Here is a 19,860-nt window from a genome sequence, read left to right on the forward strand (position 1 = left end):
ATTTACTGTGAACCGTCCGTTTGTTGTTGCCCAGATCAGCGACCTGCACCTGAAAGCCGGTAATCGCCTCACCTATGGCGTGGTCGACACGCTGGGCGCACTGCGCCGTGCCGTCGACCATCTGAATGCCAGTGACCCACGGCCCGACATCGTGGTGGTCAGCGGCGACCTGGTGGATTTTGGTCGCGCCGATGAATACGCCGTGCTGCACCCGGAGCTGTCGCGCCTGCACATGCCTTGCTATGTGGTGCCGGGCAACCATGACACGCGTGGGCCGTTGCTGGATGCATTCGGCGATCACCGCTATTTGCCGACGTCGGCGGATGGCCCGCTGGACTGGGTTGTGGATGAGCACCCGTTGCGCTTGATCGGCCTCGATTCGACCATCCCCGGTGGCCATGGCGGGCAGTTGCTGGAAAGCCAGTTGCAGTGGCTGGACGCGCAATTGGCGCTGCGCCCGCATGTACCGACCCTGCTGATCCTGCATCACCCGCCGTTTATCAGCGGCATCGGTCATATGGACCGTGAACCTTTTATCAACGCGGCTGCGCTGGAAAAGGTCGTCTCCCGCCACCCACAAGTGGAGCGTCTGTTGTGCGGCCATTTGCACCGCCCGATGCAGCGGCGTTTTGGCGGCAGCCTGAGTTGTGTCTGCCCCGGCACTTCCCATCAGATCGTGCTCGACCTGAAAGACGCCGCGCCCGCGCATTTCAACCTGGAGCCGGCGGGTTACCTGTTGCATCGCTGGGATGAACAGCACGGGTTGATCAGCCACAACGGTGTGTTCGGGGACTACCCGGGGCCGTATCCGTTTTATGACGCCCATGGATTGATTGACTGAGGTTTCACGGAGGTCCACTTCCTTACAACCAGGTAATTGAACGTTAGTTAACGCAGCGACCCACTCACGTTTGGTCGCGTGCATCCTGCTGCCCTTTTTTGCGCCCGGAACTTGGATTCCGCGCCGGAGTTCGCCTTGATGAAAGCCACTTTGAATGTTTTAAGCGTATTGACCGGCGGCTTGGGCATTGCCCTGAGCCCCTTGGCCTCGGCTGACTTTCTGAACGACAGCAAAGCCAACCTGAACATGCGTAACTTCTATTTCAACAACGATAACCGCGACGGCACCGCCGCGCCGTCGAAGACCGAAGAGTGGGGCCAGGCCTTTATTCTCAACTACCAGTCGGGCTTTACCGACGGCACCGTAGGCTTTGGCCTGGATGCTATCGGCATGCTCGGCCTGACCCTCGACAGTGGTGCCGGCCGCCATGTCGGCAGCTCGATGATCCCCAACGATGACGGCAAAGCCGCCGACAGCTGGGCCCGTGGCGGTGCGACCGCCAAGGCGCGTTTTGCCAAGAGCGAGCTGCGCTACGGCTACCTGCGCCCAAACCTGCCGATTCTGGTGAGCAACGATGGCCGTCTGTTGCCACAGTCTTTCGAAGGTGGGCAGATCACCAGTAAAGACATCGACAACCTGACCTTGATTGGCGGCCAACTGCAACACACCACCGGCCGCGGGTCCAGCGACCGCAGTGGCCTGGCAGCGGCAGGCGGCACCCAGGAAAGCAATAAATTCAACTACGCCGGTGCTGACTATCAAGTAAACAAGGACCTGCTGGTGCAGTACTACTACGCCAACCTTGAAGACTATTACCAACAACACTTTGCTGGGCTGATCCATGTGTTGCCGTTGGGTGACTACGGCTCACTGAAAACCGATCTGCGTTATTTCAAGACCACCTCCGACGGCAAAAACAGTAACGCCGCCGGCCGTGCAGAAGGCTATAAGTTCAGCGGCTATACCAAGAACGGCACGGGGGAGATCGACAACAACACCTGGAGCGCCGCGTTCATCTATTCGCTCGGCCCGCACGCCATTACCGCCGGTTACCAGCAAGTCTCGGACGACAGCAACTTCGCCCAACTCAACCAGGGCGGGCTGGTGAATAAAGGGGAGGGCGGCTCCAGCCTGTACCTCTACACCGATCGTACCGTGCAAACGTTTATCCAGGCCGGTGAACGCACGGCCTTCGCCCAATACGCCTACGACTTCGTCGCGCTCGGCGTGCCCGGCCTGAAAGCGTCGGTGATGTATTTGAAGGGCGACCACATCCTCACCGCCAGCGGCAACAACGCCAGCGAATGGGAACGGGATATCTCCCTGGACTACGTGGTGCAAAGCGGCCCGTTCAAGAACGTCGGGTTCGGCTGGCGCAATGGCGTGTCGCGCAGCGAAGTCGCGCGGGACCAGGACCAGAACCGGGTATTTGTGAATTACTCGATTCCGTTGATGTAAGGCTCAAGGTCCGGTGACGCCCGGCACAAGCGATTTCGCGTGGGTTGCTGTGCCATTGGTTATCTGATGAAAGCCGCAGCGCAGATAAAACGCTGCGGCTTCTGGTGTATCGGTGGTCAGGTGTACCTGTTGAAAATGTGCCGCTGCGTGTTCCAATAACCGTTGCACCAGCGCCTTGCCAACGTTGTGTCTGCGCATTGAGGGGGCAACGTACACTCGGCGTAACCGGCCGGTGTCTGGATTGGAGTACGGATCACGTGAAACACCTCCGATCGCAATCAACAGGTCGTGACGAAACACGCCCAATAGGCACTCACCAGGTTTGTCAAACCGCAGGGTGCCGTTTTCCCATTCGCTGATAAGCCGGGTCAAAAATCTGAACCCTTCGGCCACGGCCTGTGATTGCAGCGTCAGCGCTTGTTCAGGGAGCTTGTCGAGCGTGCGTATCGAAAGGTCTTCGCTGGGCTTATTCATAACGAATCCTTATTGAACCAGAAAGCCTTGGATTCAATGCAGCTGTGTCTCTGTTTGTGTGGATCGAAGGGCATGTCAGAGCGCAATAGCGACGAACCGCATTGGATGATTCTATCGTTTGGCCGGCTGACACTCTACCTGTGGCGAGGGAGCTTGCTCCCGCTGGGGCGCGCAGCGGCCCCGATTTAATGTGTAGCGGGCGCCCAGGGACTCACTACAGAGTGTGGCTTCGGGACTGCTGCGCAGCCCAGCGGGAGCAAGCTCCCTCGCCACGTGTGCGCCAATCAACCACAAACGTTCAAGATTGCGCACCACCCCGCTCAGTAGACTCGCCCGACTTCTTCTACTGCAGGTTCGCCATGGACATTTTCCTTTACGCGTTCAGCGTCATGTACAGCCCCGGTCCTGTCAATTTGATGGGCCTCAATGCCGGGCTTACGGGCAAATTGCGTCGCTCCAGCGGCTTCTACATCGGCGTGGGCTGCGCGATGCTGCTGATGTTCGTGCTGTTTGGCTACACCGGCGAAGCGATCATCTCCCAGGCGGCATTGCCGTATATTTCTTTGATTGGCGGTGTGTACACGCTGTACCTCGCCTACCAGGTGTTCACCGCACGTACCGAGGTGGATGACGCCCCAAGCACGCCTGCCAAGACCTTGACCTTCTGGAATGGCCTGGTGATCCAGTTGCTCAACCCCAAGGGCATCGTCGCGGTGTTGCCAATCACCAGCGTGATGTTGCCGGCGGCGCATATCACCGGGGCCTCGATCTTTGGCGTGTCGGCCTTGCTGGGGCTGGGGGCGGTCGGCGCGCCGTGGGTGTACGCATTGTTGGGCGCACTGTTGGGGCGGCGGATCAACGGGGCGGCGGCGTTTACCTGGTTCAACCGCTGCATGGGGCTGGCGTTGGCCGGGTGTGCGTATTTCATGTTTCACGCGTTCTACCTGTACGTTATTGCGCCTTGAACCCGGTGGCGCGCAGTTTCAGGCCACAGGGCGCTTGAGCTCAATGGCATCAAGGCTTTTCCAGCGGTACAGCATCACCGAGATCGCGCAGTTGGCGACAAAGGTCCCGTTGATGTTGTACCCGACAGCTTGCTGCGCACTTGGCTATTGGAGTCGCTGAAAACCTGGGCAAGACGGTGGATCATCAGGTAAACCCTATGTGCAATGGTGCGATCGCGCGCAAGCTTGCGCAGCCCATGTGGGAAACTTGATGGATATTGCCGACGTCGATGATGAAATCTACCGGGCTTTTTTTGCGTTAAAGAGTGGGAGAGAACAATGACGAGCATGAACGAACAATCCGCCGAGGCAGTGATCGCGTTCTGGAAGCAGGCAGGGCCAAAACGCTGGTTCGCCAAGGACGACGCGTTTGACGCAGCCTTTCGCGAGACCTTTCACGCCACGTATATGCAAGCCGCCCGGCGCGAGTTGGAAAGCTGGCTGGATTCGGCGCAGGGTGCGCTGGCCTTGCTGATTTTGCTGGATCAATACCCGCGCAATGCGTTTCGCGGCACGGCACATATGTTTGCCACCGACCCGCTGGCGCGTTTGTATGCGCGGCGGGCGGTGGACGCCGGGTTGGATCAACAGATCGAGCCCGAACTGCGCGCCTTCTGTTACCTGCCGTTTGAACATTCCGAAGACCCGGCGGACCAGCAGCGTTCGCTGGCGCTGAACCAGTATTTGGATGCCAGCACCTACCATTGGGCCAAGGAACACGCGGATATCATTGAACGGTTTGGGCGGTTTCCCCATCGCAACGCGGTATTGGCCAGGGCAACCACCCAACCCGAGCATGAGTTTCTCAAGGCCGGTGGTTTCGCCGGCTAGGCCGTGATCGTTCCCATTGCGTGGGAGCGATCATGGGCCTCCTAGACCTCGGTGGGTGCCAAGGCTGCCTTGGCGCCCACCGGACGAAAGCGCCGCAACCCCTTGAGGTCGACCGCCCAGCGCAAGGCTTCGGTGGCCGACGGGCGCTGGCCATGGCTGATTGCGCTGTCATCCTGAGTGAGCGTGCCGAGGTAACCCTGGGCACCGCCGCGCTCGCTCCAGTATTGGGTGTGGCTGAGCCAGGAGCGGGCGAGCCAGCCTTTCCAGGTGCCTACGGTGACGGGTAAATCCAGCACGCCTGCACCCATCACCGGCTTGACCGGGCCGCCGACGATATCGCCAAACAAGCCGTAGGGCGCGGGAAAGTAGAGGTTGGTCCAGCGCGTCACGGCAAACGCCGCAGCATGGTGCAGGTACTGCGGGGTAAACGGTTTTTGCCCAAGCATCACTGGCTTGCGTGCGTTATAGCCATAGCCCTTGGTGTCTTCGGTCGGTGGGCAGGCCGGCGCTTCGCGGCGTTCAATGCGTTTTTTGAAGTCACTCACACTGCGGCCCAACAACAGGCTGGCGTGGGCCATCGGGCTGCCGACGGTGACCAGGTCGCTGATGCGCCACGGATTGCCCAGGCCGCGTTGCTCGATAAATGCCTGGGCCTGCTGCTCGCGGAACCTCAAGGTGCTGCCCAGGCTGCCATCGAGGGCGGCGCCGGCGTTGGGCAATGCTTCATTAATCACCGGTTGCAACGTGGCATTGGCGGCATAACGGTTGGCCAACTCGCGGTTGCTGGGGATCACCTGGGTCAATTGGTCGTGGTGTTCATGCCACAGGTAACCGACGATGTCGTAAGCAATCACGCTGCCCAGGCTGTGGCCGACGACGATGATACGGTCGTAGTCGCCCTGGTTGTGCAGGGCGCGCAGCAACGCCACCCCGTCTGCGCGGATCTGTTCGCGAATCACCACGTTCTGCGGGTTGGGACTCAAGTAGCGCGCCGCATCGCCCAGGTAAGACAGCGCTGAATAGCGCAACCCTAGCCCGATGGCGCCAAGCAGCAGTGGCAACAGTGCGAACGGATTGTCACTGGGCTCGAACCCGCCCCAGGCCGTGGCGAGAGTGCCACTGGCAATCAGCAGCAGGAGCACCATCAGCGTCCAGCGCGTGGTGCGCCAGATCGGCACGATGGCCTCGGGAATGTCACGGCGCGGGCGTTTGAAAATATCCCATAGCCAGCCCAGCAGGTGACCGACCTTGGTGCCCTGCATCTTGTGGGCCCAGTAGTATTCATAGAAGTCCGTGGAGGTGCGACCTGACGACTTCAGTACGCGCAGGTCGAAATTGCGCGAAAGCCGGTCTGGCTTGCTCCAGTAAAACGGTGTGCCATCGGGCGGGGCGGCTGGGATCATCGCTTCGACGAAGCCGCGTAGCGTGTCCATTGGGCGCTGTTCGCCGATGCCGTGGATAACCACAACTGCTTGTTTCATAAGCTTATCTTCCTTGAAAGCTATGGGTGAGTGTTGCGAGTGTGGGAGCGGGTTTGCGGGGAGGCTAAACGATGTGATATTGCCACTAAGTCGCCTGTTTCCGCCAGGAATGCCTTTATCGTGGTCAGCCACCTTTTGGCGAGGAGCCTGTTAGTTCTGACAGTAGACGCAGCCTTGGAAGGGCTGTGTAGTGCCTGAAGGTCAGCCTCTGCCCGATGCGTTGAGGCTGGAAGAAATGCTTTTAGGCAATAGGAGTCTTGATCATGTCTGATTCAACCAACCCTCCGAGTGACGTATGTTGCACTGTTGTAACTGATGAGTGTCATAAAGACCCTGCGGGCTGCTCCAATCATGGTGAGGATGTGCATATACACGTGCATGTTCATGTGCACCGTCATTGTTGTTCGGCGGCGCCCGCGGCCGTGACCAAGCCAGTAAGGTTGCAGCTTATAAAGTTTGGTTTTACGGGTATCGCCATTGGTAATTCAAGTTACCCCAATTTGATGGCGCAGGTTAAAGAGCCCGCAAATTACGGACCCAGCGGGACTTATAATAAAATCCAGTCTGTAGACGCTATTGATGCCACGGCAGATATTGTTGCTCCCTCTATAACGGCTGCTGAATTGAAGGCTAAATATGATGTGTTGTCTGTCGGGTTGCATAACAGTAATTTTACCGTGGCACAAGCAGATAGGCTGAAAGAGTATGCAGCATTAGGCGGCGTGTTACTGTTAGCCTGCGATAGTGGCACCGCCGTAGGCATGTTGAATGTTTTACAGCGATTTGGGCATACCGGTACGCTTGCTGGCGTGCCTGTTGTGGGGGTTTACAGTGGCTTGTCTTCCACAACGGAAAACTTGAGCAGCTATTTCGGCAACTCTTCAGGCGTGACAATCAAGGGGTCTGCATCACTTGCAATGACTGCAACACAACTTCCCCCAGGCAGCAAGGTGTTGGCTACTTTTGGTGCTAATGTGCTTTTTTGGTTGGTAGGCGGCACGATGGGCCGAGTGATCGCATTCAGTGATATTGAACTTACCACCACTGAGGTTTCAGGCACCACGGTAGACAATGGGCAAGAGAAGTTCTTGAATAACATGATGGGCTATGTATTTGATCAGGTGTTGGCAAACGCTGGATAAGGGCTCGCATTCCCACTTGGAATGCCCCCATAAAAATCGCGCATTGTCTTTCGAGCTGCCGATCTCGTAGCGTGGGCATTCACCCAAGGAGAGCCTTTATGCCGTCACCGTCTTTGCGCCTTTATGTCGATGCTCAATTCACCAGCCCCTACGCCATGTCGGTATTCGTCACCCTGCTGGAAAAGGGCATGACCTTCGAAACCGTCACCCTTGACCTGGACACGGCGCAAAACCAGGCGGCGGAATTTGTCCAACTGTCCCTGACTCAGCGTGTGCCCACGTTGGTGGAAGGCGACTTCGCCTTGTCGGAGTCCTCTGCAATCAGCGAATACCTGGATGGGGCTTTCCCCCAGACCACGGTATACCCGACGGACTTAAAACAGCGGGCGAGGGCGCGGCAGGTTCAGGCGTGGTTGCGCAGCGACTTGCAGGCGATTCGCCAGGAGCGCTCGACGCTGGTGGTGTTCTATGGGCAGAAGATGCCGCCGTTGTCGCCTGCGGGTGAGGCGGCCGCGCACAAGTTGATTCAGGCGGCACAGGCGTTATTGGCAGGCAACCCGCTGTACCTGTTCGGTGCGTGGTCGATAGTCGACGTGGACCTGGCCGTGATGCTCAACCGTTTGATCCTCAACGGTGACAACGTGCCCGCCGAGTTGGTGGCCTATGCACAACACCAATGGCAGCGGCCTTCCGTGCAGGCCTGGGTCAACCTGCACCGCCCGGCGCTCTAGGGGTTACAGCCATTCCTGGGCCACACGCCGGTCCAGGTCTTCCCAATCGGCCATGCCCAACACCCGCGTGGTGTTCAAGCCGCGCAGGTAACCGAGCAGTTGCTGGGCGCTGGCGTAACGCAGGTCGGCGTCTGCGGTGTCGTCCTGCAGCACGTTCTCATATTCAACCAGGTAATCGGCGACCCGCTCGCGAAACTCCGGCAATACGGCTTCGCGGATGCGGTCGAAGGTTTTCTGGTGGGGCTTCATGGCGTGGTCCTTATAGGTTTTATGGAGTTAGGCTGCCTGACACTATCGGTTCAAATGATAGTCACCATCAAGGATCACACGTTCTGTTTTTGCGCCAAAAGCGGACAATCACGCCATCGACACGCTGTTCAAGGAAATGCGCGATGAGGACGATAATCCAGCTGGGCCTGATGATACTGATGCTCGGCACCACGGTGCTGGTCAACCCGGCGATTGCCGATGATCTGCGTACAAGCCATTTGCTGCCTCTCGTCGGTAGCGTAGACTCCCTGCGGCACGCGCAATCGGTGGGGGTGTTGTACAGCGAAAACACCCGCGACAACCTCAGCTACCTTGAACGCTACCACGCCATGGCCATGAACGGCGCCAAGGATGCCCTCGACGGGCGCATCCGTGAAGCGTTCGTCAACAGCTCCGACCCGGAACTGGCCATCGATTGGTTAATGAGTTCGTTGCAGGGCACTTTTCTTACAGTAACGGTCTATAGCAGCCTCGATGAATTGGTGCAGGCGCACCCGGATGTGGTGGTGGTGCTCGATACCCACAACCAGCTGCTGACCCAGCGTAACGATCAGGTTGAGGCGCGCTTTGTTGCACGGTTCTATGACGCGAACCTGCAATACATCGCCAAGGCTGAAGGCTCGGTGCACAAACAGGTGCCGTCTGTGTGGGTGCATGACAAGGCGGTGCCGGAAATTGCCGCACAGATTGAACAGCAGCGTGATGTACAGCTTGATGCGTTGAAGCAGTTCGATGTGTCGCTCAAGGCGTTGGTAAGCGCCAGTTGATGTGAACTTTTCTTTTTATACTCAGGATTTTATATGCGCGCTTTTTTCGTTCCGGCCCTGGCTGCGGCTCCTTTGTTGCTGACCGGTTGTATCACCGCTCCCAACGCTCCGAGCTTGACCCTGCAAACCAATAAGACCCCTGAAGGCTATGTGCAGTGCGTGTTGCCCAAGCTTGAAAAACACGGCATTACCTCGACGGTGACCCAGAACTCGCGTCACGCCAAAGTGGTGTTGACCAGCAAGATTGCCGCCGATGATGTACTGGAAGCCTACAAGTCCCAGGACGGCACCAAGGTGTTCCTGTATGAGCGCAAGCCACTGGCGTCGGCGATCAAGCCATCGCGGCTTGAGTTGGCGGCACAGGATTGCAAGTAATCCGAGCCTTCACACCGTTCAAGCCAGCTCCCACATTTGGATTTATGGTGGGCCTAGGGTTTGGCTTCGTTGCTGAAGTTGTGCACCGTGTTGACCAACCCCTTGGCTGCCAACGCCACCAACTCACCGCCTTTTTCCACCGTCGCCAGCGAGGGATCAGAGCCCATGCGCCCGTCGGGGAAGCGTGCGCGAAAGTCCAGCGCTTCGCGGATCGGCCCGGTGTTGGCGATTTGTGGCGAATACTCAGCCGACTTGATCGACTCTGGGTACGCCCACTGCGTCACCGCAATCTCCGACGGCGTGGCGTGGCTGCCGTGGCCCACCGGGAATTGGCGGTGAGCCAGTTCGTTGACGCCTTCCAGGTCCCACCAGTTCACCAGCTTGAGTGCAAACCCGGCCGGGCGGCGGGCGTAGCTGGCTTCGGCGTACAGCTCGGAAAAGGCCGCCTCGATGGTGGCGATATTGCCGCCGTGACCATTCAAGAACAGGATTTTCTCGAAACCATGCCCGGCCAATGAACGCACCCAATCGCCAATGGCAGCGATAAAGGTGGAAGGGCGCAGGGAAATGGTCCCGGGAAAACCCAGGTGGTGCTGGGCCATACCGATATTGAAGGTCGGGCCGATCAGGATGTCGGCGTTTTTCTGCGCCTCGTGGGCGATGATTTCCGGGCACATCCAGTCGGTGCCCAATAGGCCGGTGGGGCCATGCTGCTCGTTGGAGCCAATGGGAATAACCACCGTGCGGCTGCGTTCCAGAAACTGCCCGATTTCGATCCAGGTGGAGGTGTGTAGAAGCATGCGACGCTCTCTTTTATCTGTGGGGACAGGCTAACCACCACGGATTGTACGACTACTCGCCACCTGTTGGGGTTTGCAGTTGAGATACGTCGACGACTTCAGCCAGCGCTGGTCCGGGTACCAGGAGAACATGAACTGCCCATCCTTGAGTTTGTCTACCACCTGGCGCGCTACTTGCGGGCGCACGGCCGGGCAACCCTGGCTGCGGCCGATTCGGCCTTCGCGCTTGCTCCACGCCGGGTTGACGTAGTCGGCTGCATGAATCACCAGTGCGCGGTCGCGGGCCTGGTCATTGAAGCCCGGCTCCAGGCCGTCCATGCGCAACGAGTAGCCGTGGGTGCCCAAGTAACTCTCCTGGGTGCGGAACAAACCCAGGCTGGATTGGTGGCTGCCTTCCCGATTGGAGAATTGCGTGGCAAAGTTTTCCCCGGATTTGGCACCATGGGCCACCAGGTCGCGCAGTACCAGGGACCTCTTGCGTAGGTCGAAGATCCACAGCCGACGGGCGGTAGAGGGCTGGGAGTAGTCAATGACGGCCAGGCGATCCGAGCGTTCCTCGCCGTTATTGACCGCGCATTGCACCGCGCTCAGGGCGCTTTTCAGTACAGTGGGATTGAGTTCTGGAGCCGAGCGCGCCAGGCTGCTATACAAAGTAGGAGGGTTGGCAGTGGCGGCGAGCGTAACATTGCTCAGCGTAGCCAGGGTCATGGCGATCAAGCCGGCGCGGCATATTAAAGTCAGCATCTACAGTACATCCCCCCCGCTGTGGATTGGAGTTAAGTCAATTGTTCAAAAAACACGCATGTTACTTGAGCATTTGCCTGCTCGTTGCACCACTGGTCGCGACAGCTGATGAGCTGCCGGTGGACGCTGTGCCGGTGGTTTCGACCAGCCCGGTGCAGTTGGCCCTTTCTGAACTGCCCAGCGTTTGCCCCAACCTTGCCGCGCAGATAGACGCAACGACCCAAGCGCGCTTGCAGGCGTTCTACCAGCAACAGGGCAATGTGACGCTGTGGTCCGATGAGCGCCGCCACACTCTGCAATCTCAGTTGCTGATGCTGGCCGACGATGGCCTGGACCCCACCCACTATAGCCTGCCTACCGTGGATGCCACGGGTAACGTGCTGTGCAGCGATATCGGCAGCAGCCGGCAATACCTGCAAGCCCTGCAGGATTTGCATTACGGGCGTCTGCAACAGTCGCGTTTCGAGCCGCTGTGGCATTCCCAGCCACCCACCCTCGACCCCAATACCCAAGTGCTGGCTTTTGCCACCACCGGCCTGCAAGACATGGCGCAAGCCTTTGATCAGGCGCGCCCCAGTGCCGACCTGTACCGCAGCTTGCGCAATACCTACGCCACTGTGCGCCTGCAGCCGTTGCCCCATTGGGACCCGGTCGCCACCGGGCCGCTGCTCAAGCCAGGCATGGAGGACCCGCGCGTGCCCGACCTGGCGCGGCGCTTATATAGCGGTGGTTATCTCGCCAAGGCGCCGACGGGCAACAGCCGGCAGTACCGTGACGAGTTGGTCAAGGCGGTCAAGGCCTTCCAGCTCAGCCACTCGTTGCAGGCCGACGGTGTGATAGGCACGGGTACTGTGGCCGAACTCAATATCAGCCCGGCGATGCGCCGCGATCAGTTGCGCATCAACCTCGAACGTTTTCGTTGGCTGGCTCAGGATCTGGAACCCGAAGGTGTCGTGGTTAACGTCGCGGCTGCGCAATTGAGTGTTTACCAGAGCGGCATCCCGGTGTGGCAAACCCGCCTGCAAGTGGGGCGTGCCGAACGCCAGACGCCGCTGCTCAAGTCGCGCATTACCCGGCTCACCCTCAACCCCACGTGGACCATCCCGCCGACGATCATGCGTGAGGACAAACTCCCGGCCATCCGCCTCAACCCCGAATACCTGCGCCAGCAAAACCTGCAAGTGCTCGACGCCCAGGGCCGCCCATTGACGGCCGACCAGGTGGATTGGTCGCACCCCGGCAACATTCTGCTGCGCCAGGAGGCCGGCCCGCGCAACCCGCTGGGCCGCATCGTGATGCGCTTTCCCAACCCCTATTCCGTTTACTTGCACGACACGCCGAGCCAGCCGCTGTTTACCAAAGGCCCACGGGCATTCAGTTCGGGCTGCGTGCGGGTTGAGCAGCCGATGATGCTGCGCGACCTGCTGGTAACCCCGGCCGAACGCACGCGCACCGAAGAATTGCTGGCCACCGGCACAACCCATGAATTCAGGCTGGCCACGCCGGTGCCGGTGCTGTTGGGTTACTGGACAGTGGAAGTCGATCGCCAAGGCGGGTTGGTGTACTCGCCGGATATTTATGCGCGTGACCCGGTGTTGGTGAAGGCGATGGGAGCGGTGCTCTAAAAACTCACTGTGGCAGACGGGCTTGTTGTGGCTAGCTGGTTTGTTGTGGCAGGCGGGGCTGTTGTGGCGAGCAGGCTTGCCCTGCGTTGGGCTGCGTAGCAGCCCCAAAACCAGACGCTTATGTGTCTCTGAGAAAACGCGGTGACTGTACTAGGGCCGCTTCGCAGCCCAACGCAGGGCAAGCCTGCTCGCCACGGTAAGCCCGCTCGCCAGAGGGGTGATGTGTGCCAGGATCACTTCGACGGCCTCGGCGGCTGTCACACTTGCAGTGTCGACAGTCAGTGGCGTCTCAGCCCACGCCTCATATTCATGTACTGAAACGGACTGCCAGGAGGGCGGCACCAACCCGGCAATATCGCCCGTGCGGCCCTCCACCCGGCGCTGATGTTCCAGCAGGTCAGAGCAAACCACCTCAATATCAAGCATCTCGACGCCCGCTGTCGCCGCCACGGCCTGCCACGCCTCCCGGCTCTCCTTCAGCGGGTTCACACAGTCGGCAATCACCGTCTGCCCCATTCTCAAATTACTCAATGCCAGCGCATTCGCCACGCCATAACCGCTGGCGCCCACATCACCGGTCAGTACGTTTGCATCCCGAAGCGCCTGCTCAATCACATCAATACGCAGGTAAACCGCGTTTATCCGACGTGTCAGTTCGCTGGCAATCGTGGTCTTGCCGGTGCCGGGCAGGCCGCTGAATACAATAAGCATGGTCAATCCTTTGAATAGGGCGCCCGGCCAGTCTAGCCGCGCTTACTTCAAATAGCAGGCGCTGATCCAATCGGCCGGGTGGGCCGCCAGTTGTGTGGCCACGGGCAAGTAGCGTTTATCCAGTTGCGCCGCCAGCCAGAACAGCGTCGCGCTGCTTTTGGCATCCCAGGTGCCGCTGTAACCGGCTTCGCCTACTGTGGCACGGTCTTTGTCGAACTGAACGTGGGTGTGCACGAACTCCTGGTGGCTGCGTTGCCCAGTGGCGTAAGGCACCAGCCAGTCGAGGGCGGCGCCCAGCGACGCACCATTGCTCTTGAGGTTCAGCCAGTCGCCGCCGTAGGCCTTGGCCGCCAGTGCGGCCTGCACCAGCGGTTCAAGGTCGTAGACCACGTAATGCAGGGCGTCGCGGTCCTGGAAGTCGGTGACCGAACCGTCAGGCAGGATGTTATCGGCCACTTGCTGTTTAAACAGTTGATGAGCGTGCTCAAGCATGGCCTGGTCGTTGAGTGCGGCGGCGGCGAGGGTCACCAACTTGATGCGGTGGCTCTGCCAGTTATTGGTCTGGGTGCCTTTTTTCTGCCCGTGGAATTGTTCGATATGCGCGATGTAGCCATTGCCCAGCTTGCTGATAAAACGGCGGCTGGCGGCGCGGGTTTCCAGACGCAGGTGGTCGGCGGTAAGCGCATAGGCCGTGATCAGCATATCGAGATTGGTTTCGTCGATGGGGTTGAAATCCGGCTGGTAGACATCGGCCCAGGCGGCGAGGTAGCCGTCGACTTGCCTGAGGTAACGCGGGTCACCGCTGATGCGCCAGGCCAGCGCCGCCTGGCGCATCAGCGGCCAGTCCTTTTCAGCAACCAGGCTTTGCTCGCGAATGCCATGGTTTGGCAGGGTGCCTTCGGTGTGCACCTGCGGCAACGGCGCAGGCTGGTCGGCCAAATGCCGTTGGGCGGCGGCCAGCAGCGCGTGGTCTGCCGGGTTTGCCGACGCAGGTTGGCAAAGGCTTGCAGCCATCGTCACGGCGGGCAACGCGGCCAGCAGCAAGGTAAAGGCAAAGGTGGTTTTGTTCATGGACGGTTCTGTTGGAAAAGGATGTGCCAACGCTAGCACGCGGCTGAAACGGCTTGGATGAAACTCCCGTATGCTTGCAGGCTGATCTCGACCGAGGACCGCCCATGACCTTGCCCTTTGTGAAGATGCATGCCCATGGCGACGATTTCATCATCATCGACCGCCGTGGCCTGGACGACCCGATCACTGCGCAGGTCGCGCGGCGGCTGGGCAACCGCCACACCGGTATCGGCTTCAACCAACTGGCGGTGGTGCTCGACTGCGAAGACGCCCTGGCCCGCATCAAGTTCTGGAACCCCAACGGTACGCCGCTGCAAACCTGCGGCAGCGCCACCCGCGGCGTGGCCGACCGCTTGATGCATGAGACCGGTCGCGACACCATCGTATTGCGCACGGATCGAGGCTTGCTGACGTGCGTGCGGGCCGCCGGCCAGCAAGTGTCGGTGGACATGGGCGCGCCCTCGCTGGACTGGTCTGGCGTACCACTGGCTGACGCGCTGGACACCCGCACCTTGCCCATCGATGGCGCGCCTGCCGCCTGCAGCATGGGTAACCCGCATTGCACGTATTTTATCGACGACATCAGCACCATCGACGTGGCGGCCGTGGGCCCGGCGCTGGAAACCCATCCGCTGTTCCCGGCCAACACCAATGTGCATTTTGTGCAGGTGCTGGACCGCAGCCACATCCGCCTGCGTATCTGGGAGCGCGGCGGGGGTGTGCCGCTGGGTTCCGGCTCCTGCTGCTGTGGCGCGGTGGTCAATGGGATTCGGCGCGGGTTGCTGGACGCCACGGTTCAGGTGCAATGCGACGGTGGCACGGTCACTGTGCAGTGGGACGGGCAGGGCGGTGTGGTGTTGACCGGCCGTGTCGAGCCGGTCATGCAGGGCACGGCGTACCTGCTTTAAAGCGTTACGGTAAAGGTCGTGCCCTCGTTGACGCAGGAACTCACCGCCACGTCTCCACCGTGCGCCCTGGCCAGTTCACGCACGATATACAGGCCCAACCCCACGCTACGCACCTCGCTGCCCTGGTCGGTGCCTCGGGTCATGGGCTCGAACAGCCCGGCCAGCAGCGTTTGCGGGATCGCGGCACCGTGGTTATGCACGGCCACTTGGCAGCCACCTTCGCCCAAGCGTGAGGTGATGGTAATTGGCATCAACAAGTCGCCATAGGCCACGCTGTTGGCCACCAGGTTACCAATGATCTGCTGCACCCGGTCGGCATCCAGGCACGCTTGGCCCATACCTTCGGGCTGGTGTTTTAATGTGGCCTTGGGGAAGGCCACGCGCAGTTCATCCACGGCGTGCTGGATCACGCCGTGCAGGTCCAGGGGTGTGGTCTTGATGCTGATCCCGTGGCCGACCCGGGCCTGGGTGAAATCCAGCAGGTCGGCAATCATTCGCTGGGCGCGCTCGGAGGACTGGCCGATATGGCCCAGCAACTGGTGCTCCCTGGGCGTGCGCTCGCTGCGCGCAAGCATGTCCGAGGCCATGCGGATGGCGGTCAGTGGGTTTTTCAAGTCATGGCTGACGATCGCCACCATCTGCTCGGCAAACAACGCGCGGCGCTGGGCGATGGCATAGGCTTCGCTCAGTTCCGCCTGGGCCTGATGCAGCGCCAATTCGGTGCTGGTGCGTTCCTGCAACAAGGCTTCGGCAAGCTTGCGCGCGTTGAGCAGCTCGCGCTCGTACTTGTCGCGGTCGGTGGTGCCGAACAGCGCCAGGTCGTGTACCAATGCGCCAGCCTGTTCGCGGGCGCTGGCGTTGAGCAGTACGGTCACTTTGTGGCCGTCGTGGTGCACCAAGTCGAGTTTGACTTCGCTGACGCTGCCACGCATGCGCAGCATCGGCGCCAGGTGGGTCTGGTGGAATATTCGCCCGCCCATGGTCAGCAAATCCTGAAACCGCCGCCCGCACAGCTCGGCACTGCGCAGCCCCAGCCATTGGCCGAGCAGCGTGTTGGCGCGCAGGATTGTGCCGTCTTCAGCCGTCACCGCCAGGGCACAGGCGGCGCTGTCGAACAGATCAGCCGACATCAGCCATGGCCCATGGCGCCAGGAAGTTGTCCATCGCCCTCGTGCAGGCCTCGGGCGCGCTCATATGCGGGCAATGGCCGACATTATCGACCAGGCAATAGGTGCTGTTGGGCAGCACGCTGTGCAGGTATTCGCCCACCGCCACGGGTGCAATCAGGTCGTCACGTGATTGCAGGATCAGCACGGGCGTGGTCAGGCCGATCACGTCCTTACGGTTGTCCGACATAAAGGTCACCCGCGCGAATTGCTTGGCGATGTCCGGTTCGGTACGGCAGAAACTGTCGCTCAGCTCTGCACTCAACGCCGGTTGCTCGGGGGCGCCCATGATCACGGGGGCCATGGTGCTGGACCAGCCCAGGTAGTTGCTGTCGAGCGTGTCAAGCAGGTCATCGATATCGCTGCGCTTGAAGCCGCCGACGTAGCCCACGTCGTCGATATAGCGTGGCGACGGGCCGATCATCACATGGGCGGCGATACGGCCTGGTGCCAGGCGGTCGGCGAGGGTGGCGATCATCGCGCTGACCGAATGGCTGACCAGGATCACCGGGCCGCTGGCGAAAGCGTCGATAATCTCGTTTAAATCGCGGGCATAACCGCCCAGCGCAGCATATTTGGTCTTGTCGAATTCGCTGAGGTCCGACAGGCCAGCCCCCACCAGGTCATACATCACGACGCGAAAACGCTCGGTAAAGTGCGGCGTCATATAATTCCACATGGCCTGGTTGCAGCCGAAACCGTGGGAGAACACCAAGGTCGCCGGACCGTTGCCCATCACACTGACATTGTTGCGGTGCTTCAGGTTCATGGGGTTCTCGGTTATGGCGCATTGCTATATATGCGGGCAGTTTAGATAGTCGCGGGCGTGGGGTCACGCGTTATACGTCTATAAGGTAAAGTCGATGTCTCCTCGAAGAAACTTCAGGTAACAAAGCATGCGGCTGTATTTGCGCCAATCCGTCTTGAGTCTGCTGGCGCTGGTGTTTATCGGCCTGTTGACCAGTGCCCAGGCGGACACTTCGCCGATCAAGGTCGCCCTCGATCAACGGGTGATCGACCTCACCAATACGTTGGATAACGGCACAACCGAGCGCTTGAAGGCTCAACTCGCCGCCCTCGAACAGCGCAAAGGCGCCCAGGTTGCCGTGCTGCTGGTGCCCACCACCGGCGGCGCAACCATCGAAGACTTTGCCAACCAACTGTTCCGTGCCTGGAAACTGGGGCGCAAGGACGTCAATGACGGCATCCTGCTGGTGGTGGCTAAAAACGACCACACCGTGCGTATCGAAGTAGGTTACGGCCTGGAAGGCACGGTCACCGACCTGCTGGCTCATCGCATCATTGAAGAACACCTCACCCCGGCGTTTCGCCAGGGCGACTATGCGGGTGGGATTCAACAGGCTGTCGATGACCTGGGCGTACTGGTAGACGGCGGCGACCTGCCCAAGCCCGTGGGGCCTGAGGTCAACCCGCAGGCCATTGCGGTGCTGTTGGCGTTTATCTTGGGAGGCGTCGGCGGTGTGCTGATCGCCGCCGGCAAGCTGCCGTGGCGCCCGGCGTTAATCGCCACCGTGGCGGTTACGGTACTGTTGACGCTGTATGGGGGCGGTCGCGACTGGCCGATGTACCTGCTGGTGTTGCCGCTGACCCTGCTGATTGGCGGCGCGACTTTCGGCGCCTTATGGCTGGCGCGCACCGTGTTTTACTGCGTGATTGGGGTGCTGGCCTACGTTGCCGGGCTGCTGGTGGTCGACCATTTCGTGGCCGTCAACTTCGTCCATTGGCTGGTGTGGCCGTTTGGCAGCGCGTTGGTGCTGGCGTTGTATATGGGACTGTTTTTCGTTATCCACCAATCCTGGAAGAACAGCCCGCGCTTCTTCTTCGTGCGGGTGCTGGCGGTGGTGGCGGTGTATGTGGCAGTCGGGTTGCTGCTGGGGCACGGTTACCAAGGCTGGATCATCGCCATACCCGCCGCTTCGGTGGTGGCGTTTATTGTGTTTTTGCAGAGTATTTCCGATGGCGGCTCGGGTTCGGGCGGCGGGTCTGGCTCAAGCTCCGGCAGCTCGGGTTCAAGCAGCAGTTCAAGCAGCAGCTCGTCCGGGGGCGGTGGATCCAGTGGCGGCGGTGGGGCATCCGGTAGTTGGTAAGCGCTAGCGCGGTTTATAACCTACCCATCCTTTGAAACTGAAGCCGGCGTAGAACAGCTCCACGCCTTCGAACCCGGCTTTAACCATCAAGGCGGCATCTTGCTCAGGTGACAGTACCGGCAATTTGGCGCTGATTGCGGTAATCGCGCGCTCGGCATCCTCGGCCGGCACGCCGGAGTCCACCGCAAACGCTGCGTAACGTTTTAACCAGCGGCTTTTTTCCTGCGGTGACTGGGGGAAACTGTGGTGCGCCACGATCAGCGGTGCTCCGGGTAGCAACCGTTGCCACAGGGCCTTGAGGGTTTGCAGGCGTTCCTGTTCGGGAATGAAGTGCAGGGTCAACAGGCAGGTGGCGCCGTCAAAGGGACCCAAGGGGGCGGTGTCGATATAACCCTCGTGCAACTGCACGCGCTCATTTAAAGGGCCCAGTGTCGCCTGCGCCAACTTCAGCATCTCGGCCGACGGGTCGACGCCTGTAAAGCGCCAGCCTGGCTCGGCGTCGGCAAAACGTTTTAGCTCCAGGCCGCCCCCGGCGCCCAATACCAACACGCTGCCGGTCGCTGGAACAGTTTCACGCAGCAGCAGGGTGGTCATCCGTTGCAAGCCATCGAAGCCCGGTACCAGACGCACAGGGCCTTCGGCGTAGCGGGCGACGGCATCAGGGTCGGAAAAAAAGCTCATGGCGGGCTCCTGCAGATTGGGCGAGGCGTAAACCCTACTGCGGCCCATCGGCAGAGGCAATTGCTGTTGACTGCATTCGTGGTAAAACGTTGATCCCTGCACCCCTTGAGTACGGAGACTCAATGCCTGTTATCAACCCGCCGCCCATTACTGTTCGAGATGCCACTGCCGAGGACGCCTTATGCATTGGCGTGCTCGGTATGCAGGTGTTTCTCGATACTTACGCGACCCAAGGTATCCGCGCCTCGATTGCCAGAGAGGCGCTGCAAGCCTTTGCGCCGCAGACCATCACCCAACTGCTGATACAACCCGGTCTCTCGCTGGTGGTGGCTGAGTCGAATGGCCACCTTGTTGGCTTTGCCCAGATCAAACTCCACGCCACTCATTCGATGATCACAGCATCAGATGCCGCCGAGTTGCAGCGCCTCTACATCCAGGAGCGATTTACCGGCCAGGGAATTGGCTATCGGTTGCTGCAGGCGGCAGAACAGCGCGCGGTGCTGGGCGGGGCGTCTTTCGTGTGGGCAACCGTGTGGGTGGGCAATGAACGCGCGCTGGGTTTTTACCCCCGACGGGGGTACGCGGTGCTGGGTTCGCCGACCTATACCTTCCAAGGGGAAACCCATGGCAATCGTTTGTTTGGCAAAACCTTGGCGCCCTGCACATAAAGGC

The 19,860-nt window shown here is 60.2% G+C and carries 22 protein-coding genes; 12 read left to right on the forward strand and 10 right to left on the reverse strand.

Annotated elements, in window-relative coordinates:
• The first annotated feature begins 7 nt into the window (after nt 1–7).
• Both ACQY47_RS27975 and ACQY47_RS27980 read left to right on the forward strand, forming a co-directional pair.
• Complete coding sequence (locus ACQY47_RS27975; protein ID WP_428553763.1) at nt 8–841, forward strand: phosphodiesterase; 834 nt, start codon at nt 8–10, stop codon at nt 839–841.
• Between the two features lie 138 nt (nt 842–979).
• A complete protein-coding gene (locus ACQY47_RS27980; RefSeq protein ID WP_099547800.1) occupies nt 980–2,299 on the forward strand; it encodes an OprD family porin in 1,320 nt (439 codons plus the stop codon).
• A 3-nt stretch (nt 2,300–2,302) separates the two neighbouring features.
• On the opposite strand, the gene ACQY47_RS27985 is transcribed toward ACQY47_RS27980, so the two are convergent.
• Complete coding sequence (locus ACQY47_RS27985; protein ID WP_428553767.1) at nt 2,303–2,773, reverse strand: GNAT family N-acetyltransferase; 471 nt, start codon at nt 2,771–2,773, stop codon at nt 2,303–2,305.
• Nucleotides 2,774–3,132: 359 nt separating this feature from the next.
• On the opposite strand from ACQY47_RS27985, the gene ACQY47_RS27990 reads away from it, so the two are divergent.
• On the forward strand, nt 3,133–3,738 hold the full coding sequence (locus tag ACQY47_RS27990; RefSeq protein WP_428553770.1) for a LysE family translocator: 606 nt from the start codon (nt 3,133–3,135) through the stop codon (nt 3,736–3,738).
• A 327-nt stretch (nt 3,739–4,065) separates the two neighbouring features.
• Nucleotides 4,066–4,608 (forward strand): DUF924 family protein, encoded by a 543-nt coding sequence (locus ACQY47_RS27995; protein WP_428553773.1) that lies wholly within the window; start codon nt 4,066–4,068, stop codon nt 4,606–4,608.
• Nucleotides 4,609–4,649: 41 nt separating this feature from the next.
• Here ACQY47_RS27995 and ACQY47_RS28000 read toward each other — a convergent pair whose 3' ends face one another.
• Nucleotides 4,650–6,089 carry a hypothetical protein gene (locus tag ACQY47_RS28000; protein WP_428553776.1) on the reverse strand — a complete coding sequence of 480 codons (1,440 nt, stop codon included), beginning with the start codon at nt 6,087–6,089 and terminating at the stop codon, nt 4,650–4,652.
• Nucleotides 6,090–6,352: 263 nt separating this feature from the next.
• Here ACQY47_RS28000 and ACQY47_RS28005 point away from each other — a divergent pair, with 263 nt between their 5' ends.
• Entirely contained in the window at nt 6,353–7,231 is an 879-nt protein-coding gene (locus ACQY47_RS28005) for a hypothetical protein (RefSeq protein WP_428553779.1), read from the forward strand.
• A gap of 98 nt (nt 7,232–7,329) precedes the next feature.
• Nucleotides 7,330–7,962 (forward strand): glutathione transferase, encoded by a 633-nt coding sequence (gene yfcF, locus ACQY47_RS28010; protein WP_428553782.1) that lies wholly within the window; start codon nt 7,330–7,332, stop codon nt 7,960–7,962.
• Between the two features lie 3 nt (nt 7,963–7,965).
• Here yfcF and ACQY47_RS28015 read toward each other — a convergent pair whose 3' ends face one another.
• Nucleotides 7,966–8,211 carry a hypothetical protein gene (locus ACQY47_RS28015; protein ID WP_428553785.1) on the reverse strand — a complete coding sequence of 82 codons (246 nt, stop codon included), beginning with the start codon at nt 8,209–8,211 and terminating at the stop codon, nt 7,966–7,968.
• Nucleotides 8,212–8,354: 143 nt separating this feature from the next.
• Between ACQY47_RS28015 and ACQY47_RS28020 the strand changes: the two genes are divergently transcribed.
• Nucleotides 8,355–8,999 carry an ATPase gene (locus ACQY47_RS28020; RefSeq protein WP_428553788.1) on the forward strand — a complete coding sequence of 215 codons (645 nt, stop codon included), beginning with the start codon at nt 8,355–8,357 and terminating at the stop codon, nt 8,997–8,999.
• 33 nt (nt 9,000–9,032) lie between these two features.
• On the forward strand, nt 9,033–9,374 hold the full coding sequence (locus tag ACQY47_RS28025; protein WP_017136847.1) for a hypothetical protein: 342 nt from the start codon (nt 9,033–9,035) through the stop codon (nt 9,372–9,374).
• Between the two features lie 53 nt (nt 9,375–9,427).
• Here the strand turns inward: ACQY47_RS28025 and ACQY47_RS28030 are convergent, their stop codons facing one another.
• Together ACQY47_RS28030 and ACQY47_RS28035 are read right to left on the reverse strand one after the other, a co-directional pair.
• Nucleotides 9,428–10,174 (reverse strand): creatininase family protein, encoded by a 747-nt coding sequence (locus tag ACQY47_RS28030; protein WP_428553791.1) that lies wholly within the window; start codon nt 10,172–10,174, stop codon nt 9,428–9,430.
• Between the two features lie 30 nt (nt 10,175–10,204).
• Nucleotides 10,205–10,918 (reverse strand): murein L,D-transpeptidase catalytic domain family protein, encoded by a 714-nt coding sequence (locus ACQY47_RS28035; RefSeq protein ID WP_017136845.1) that lies wholly within the window; start codon nt 10,916–10,918, stop codon nt 10,205–10,207.
• A gap of 41 nt (nt 10,919–10,959) precedes the next feature.
• Between ACQY47_RS28035 and ACQY47_RS28040 the strand changes: the two genes are divergently transcribed.
• On the forward strand, nt 10,960–12,543 hold the full coding sequence (locus tag ACQY47_RS28040; RefSeq protein ID WP_176991904.1) for a L,D-transpeptidase family protein: 1,584 nt from the start codon (nt 10,960–10,962) through the stop codon (nt 12,541–12,543).
• Nucleotides 12,544–12,693: 150 nt separating this feature from the next.
• On the opposite strand, the gene ACQY47_RS28045 is transcribed toward ACQY47_RS28040, so the two are convergent.
• On the reverse strand, nt 12,694–13,254 hold the full coding sequence (locus ACQY47_RS28045; protein WP_428553796.1) for an AAA family ATPase: 561 nt from the start codon (nt 13,252–13,254) through the stop codon (nt 12,694–12,696).
• Nucleotides 13,255–13,296: 42 nt separating this feature from the next.
• Nucleotides 13,297–14,325 carry an alginate lyase family protein gene (locus ACQY47_RS28050; protein WP_428553799.1) on the reverse strand — a complete coding sequence of 343 codons (1,029 nt, stop codon included), beginning with the start codon at nt 14,323–14,325 and terminating at the stop codon, nt 13,297–13,299.
• Between the two features lie 104 nt (nt 14,326–14,429).
• On the opposite strand from ACQY47_RS28050, the gene dapF reads away from it, so the two are divergent.
• Nucleotides 14,430–15,233, forward strand: coding sequence for a diaminopimelate epimerase (gene dapF, locus ACQY47_RS28055; RefSeq protein ID WP_428553802.1), 804 nt, complete (start codon nt 14,430–14,432; stop codon nt 15,231–15,233).
• On the opposite strand, the gene ACQY47_RS28060 is transcribed toward dapF, so the two are convergent.
• A complete protein-coding gene (locus tag ACQY47_RS28060; RefSeq protein WP_017136840.1) occupies nt 15,230–16,363 on the reverse strand; it encodes a PAS domain-containing sensor histidine kinase in 1,134 nt (377 codons plus the stop codon). The genes dapF and ACQY47_RS28060 overlap by 4 nt on opposite strands.
• Entirely contained in the window at nt 16,353–17,168 is an 816-nt protein-coding gene (locus ACQY47_RS28065) for an alpha/beta fold hydrolase (RefSeq protein WP_428553806.1), read from the reverse strand. The genes ACQY47_RS28060 and ACQY47_RS28065 overlap by 11 nt, the downstream gene beginning before the upstream one ends.
• A 127-nt stretch (nt 17,169–17,295) precedes the next feature.
• Here ACQY47_RS28065 and ACQY47_RS28070 point away from each other — a divergent pair, with 127 nt between their 5' ends.
• Nucleotides 17,296–18,507, forward strand: a complete 1,212-nt coding sequence (locus ACQY47_RS28070) for a TPM domain-containing protein (protein ID WP_428553809.1) — start codon at nt 17,296–17,298, stop codon at nt 18,505–18,507.
• 3 nt (nt 18,508–18,510) lie between these two features.
• On the opposite strand, the gene ACQY47_RS28075 is transcribed toward ACQY47_RS28070, so the two are convergent.
• Nucleotides 18,511–19,188, reverse strand: coding sequence for a class I SAM-dependent methyltransferase (locus ACQY47_RS28075; protein ID WP_428553812.1), 678 nt, complete (start codon nt 19,186–19,188; stop codon nt 18,511–18,513).
• A gap of 122 nt (nt 19,189–19,310) precedes the next feature.
• Here ACQY47_RS28075 and ACQY47_RS28080 point away from each other — a divergent pair, with 122 nt between their 5' ends.
• Nucleotides 19,311–19,856, forward strand: coding sequence for a GNAT family N-acetyltransferase (locus tag ACQY47_RS28080; RefSeq protein ID WP_177034415.1), 546 nt, complete (start codon nt 19,311–19,313; stop codon nt 19,854–19,856).
• Nucleotides 19,857–19,860 lie beyond the last annotated feature (4 nt).

The organism is Pseudomonas edaphica, from assembly GCF_965277385.1.
GTDB classification, from domain to species: Bacteria; Pseudomonadota; Gammaproteobacteria; order Pseudomonadales; family Pseudomonadaceae; genus Aquipseudomonas; species Aquipseudomonas edaphica.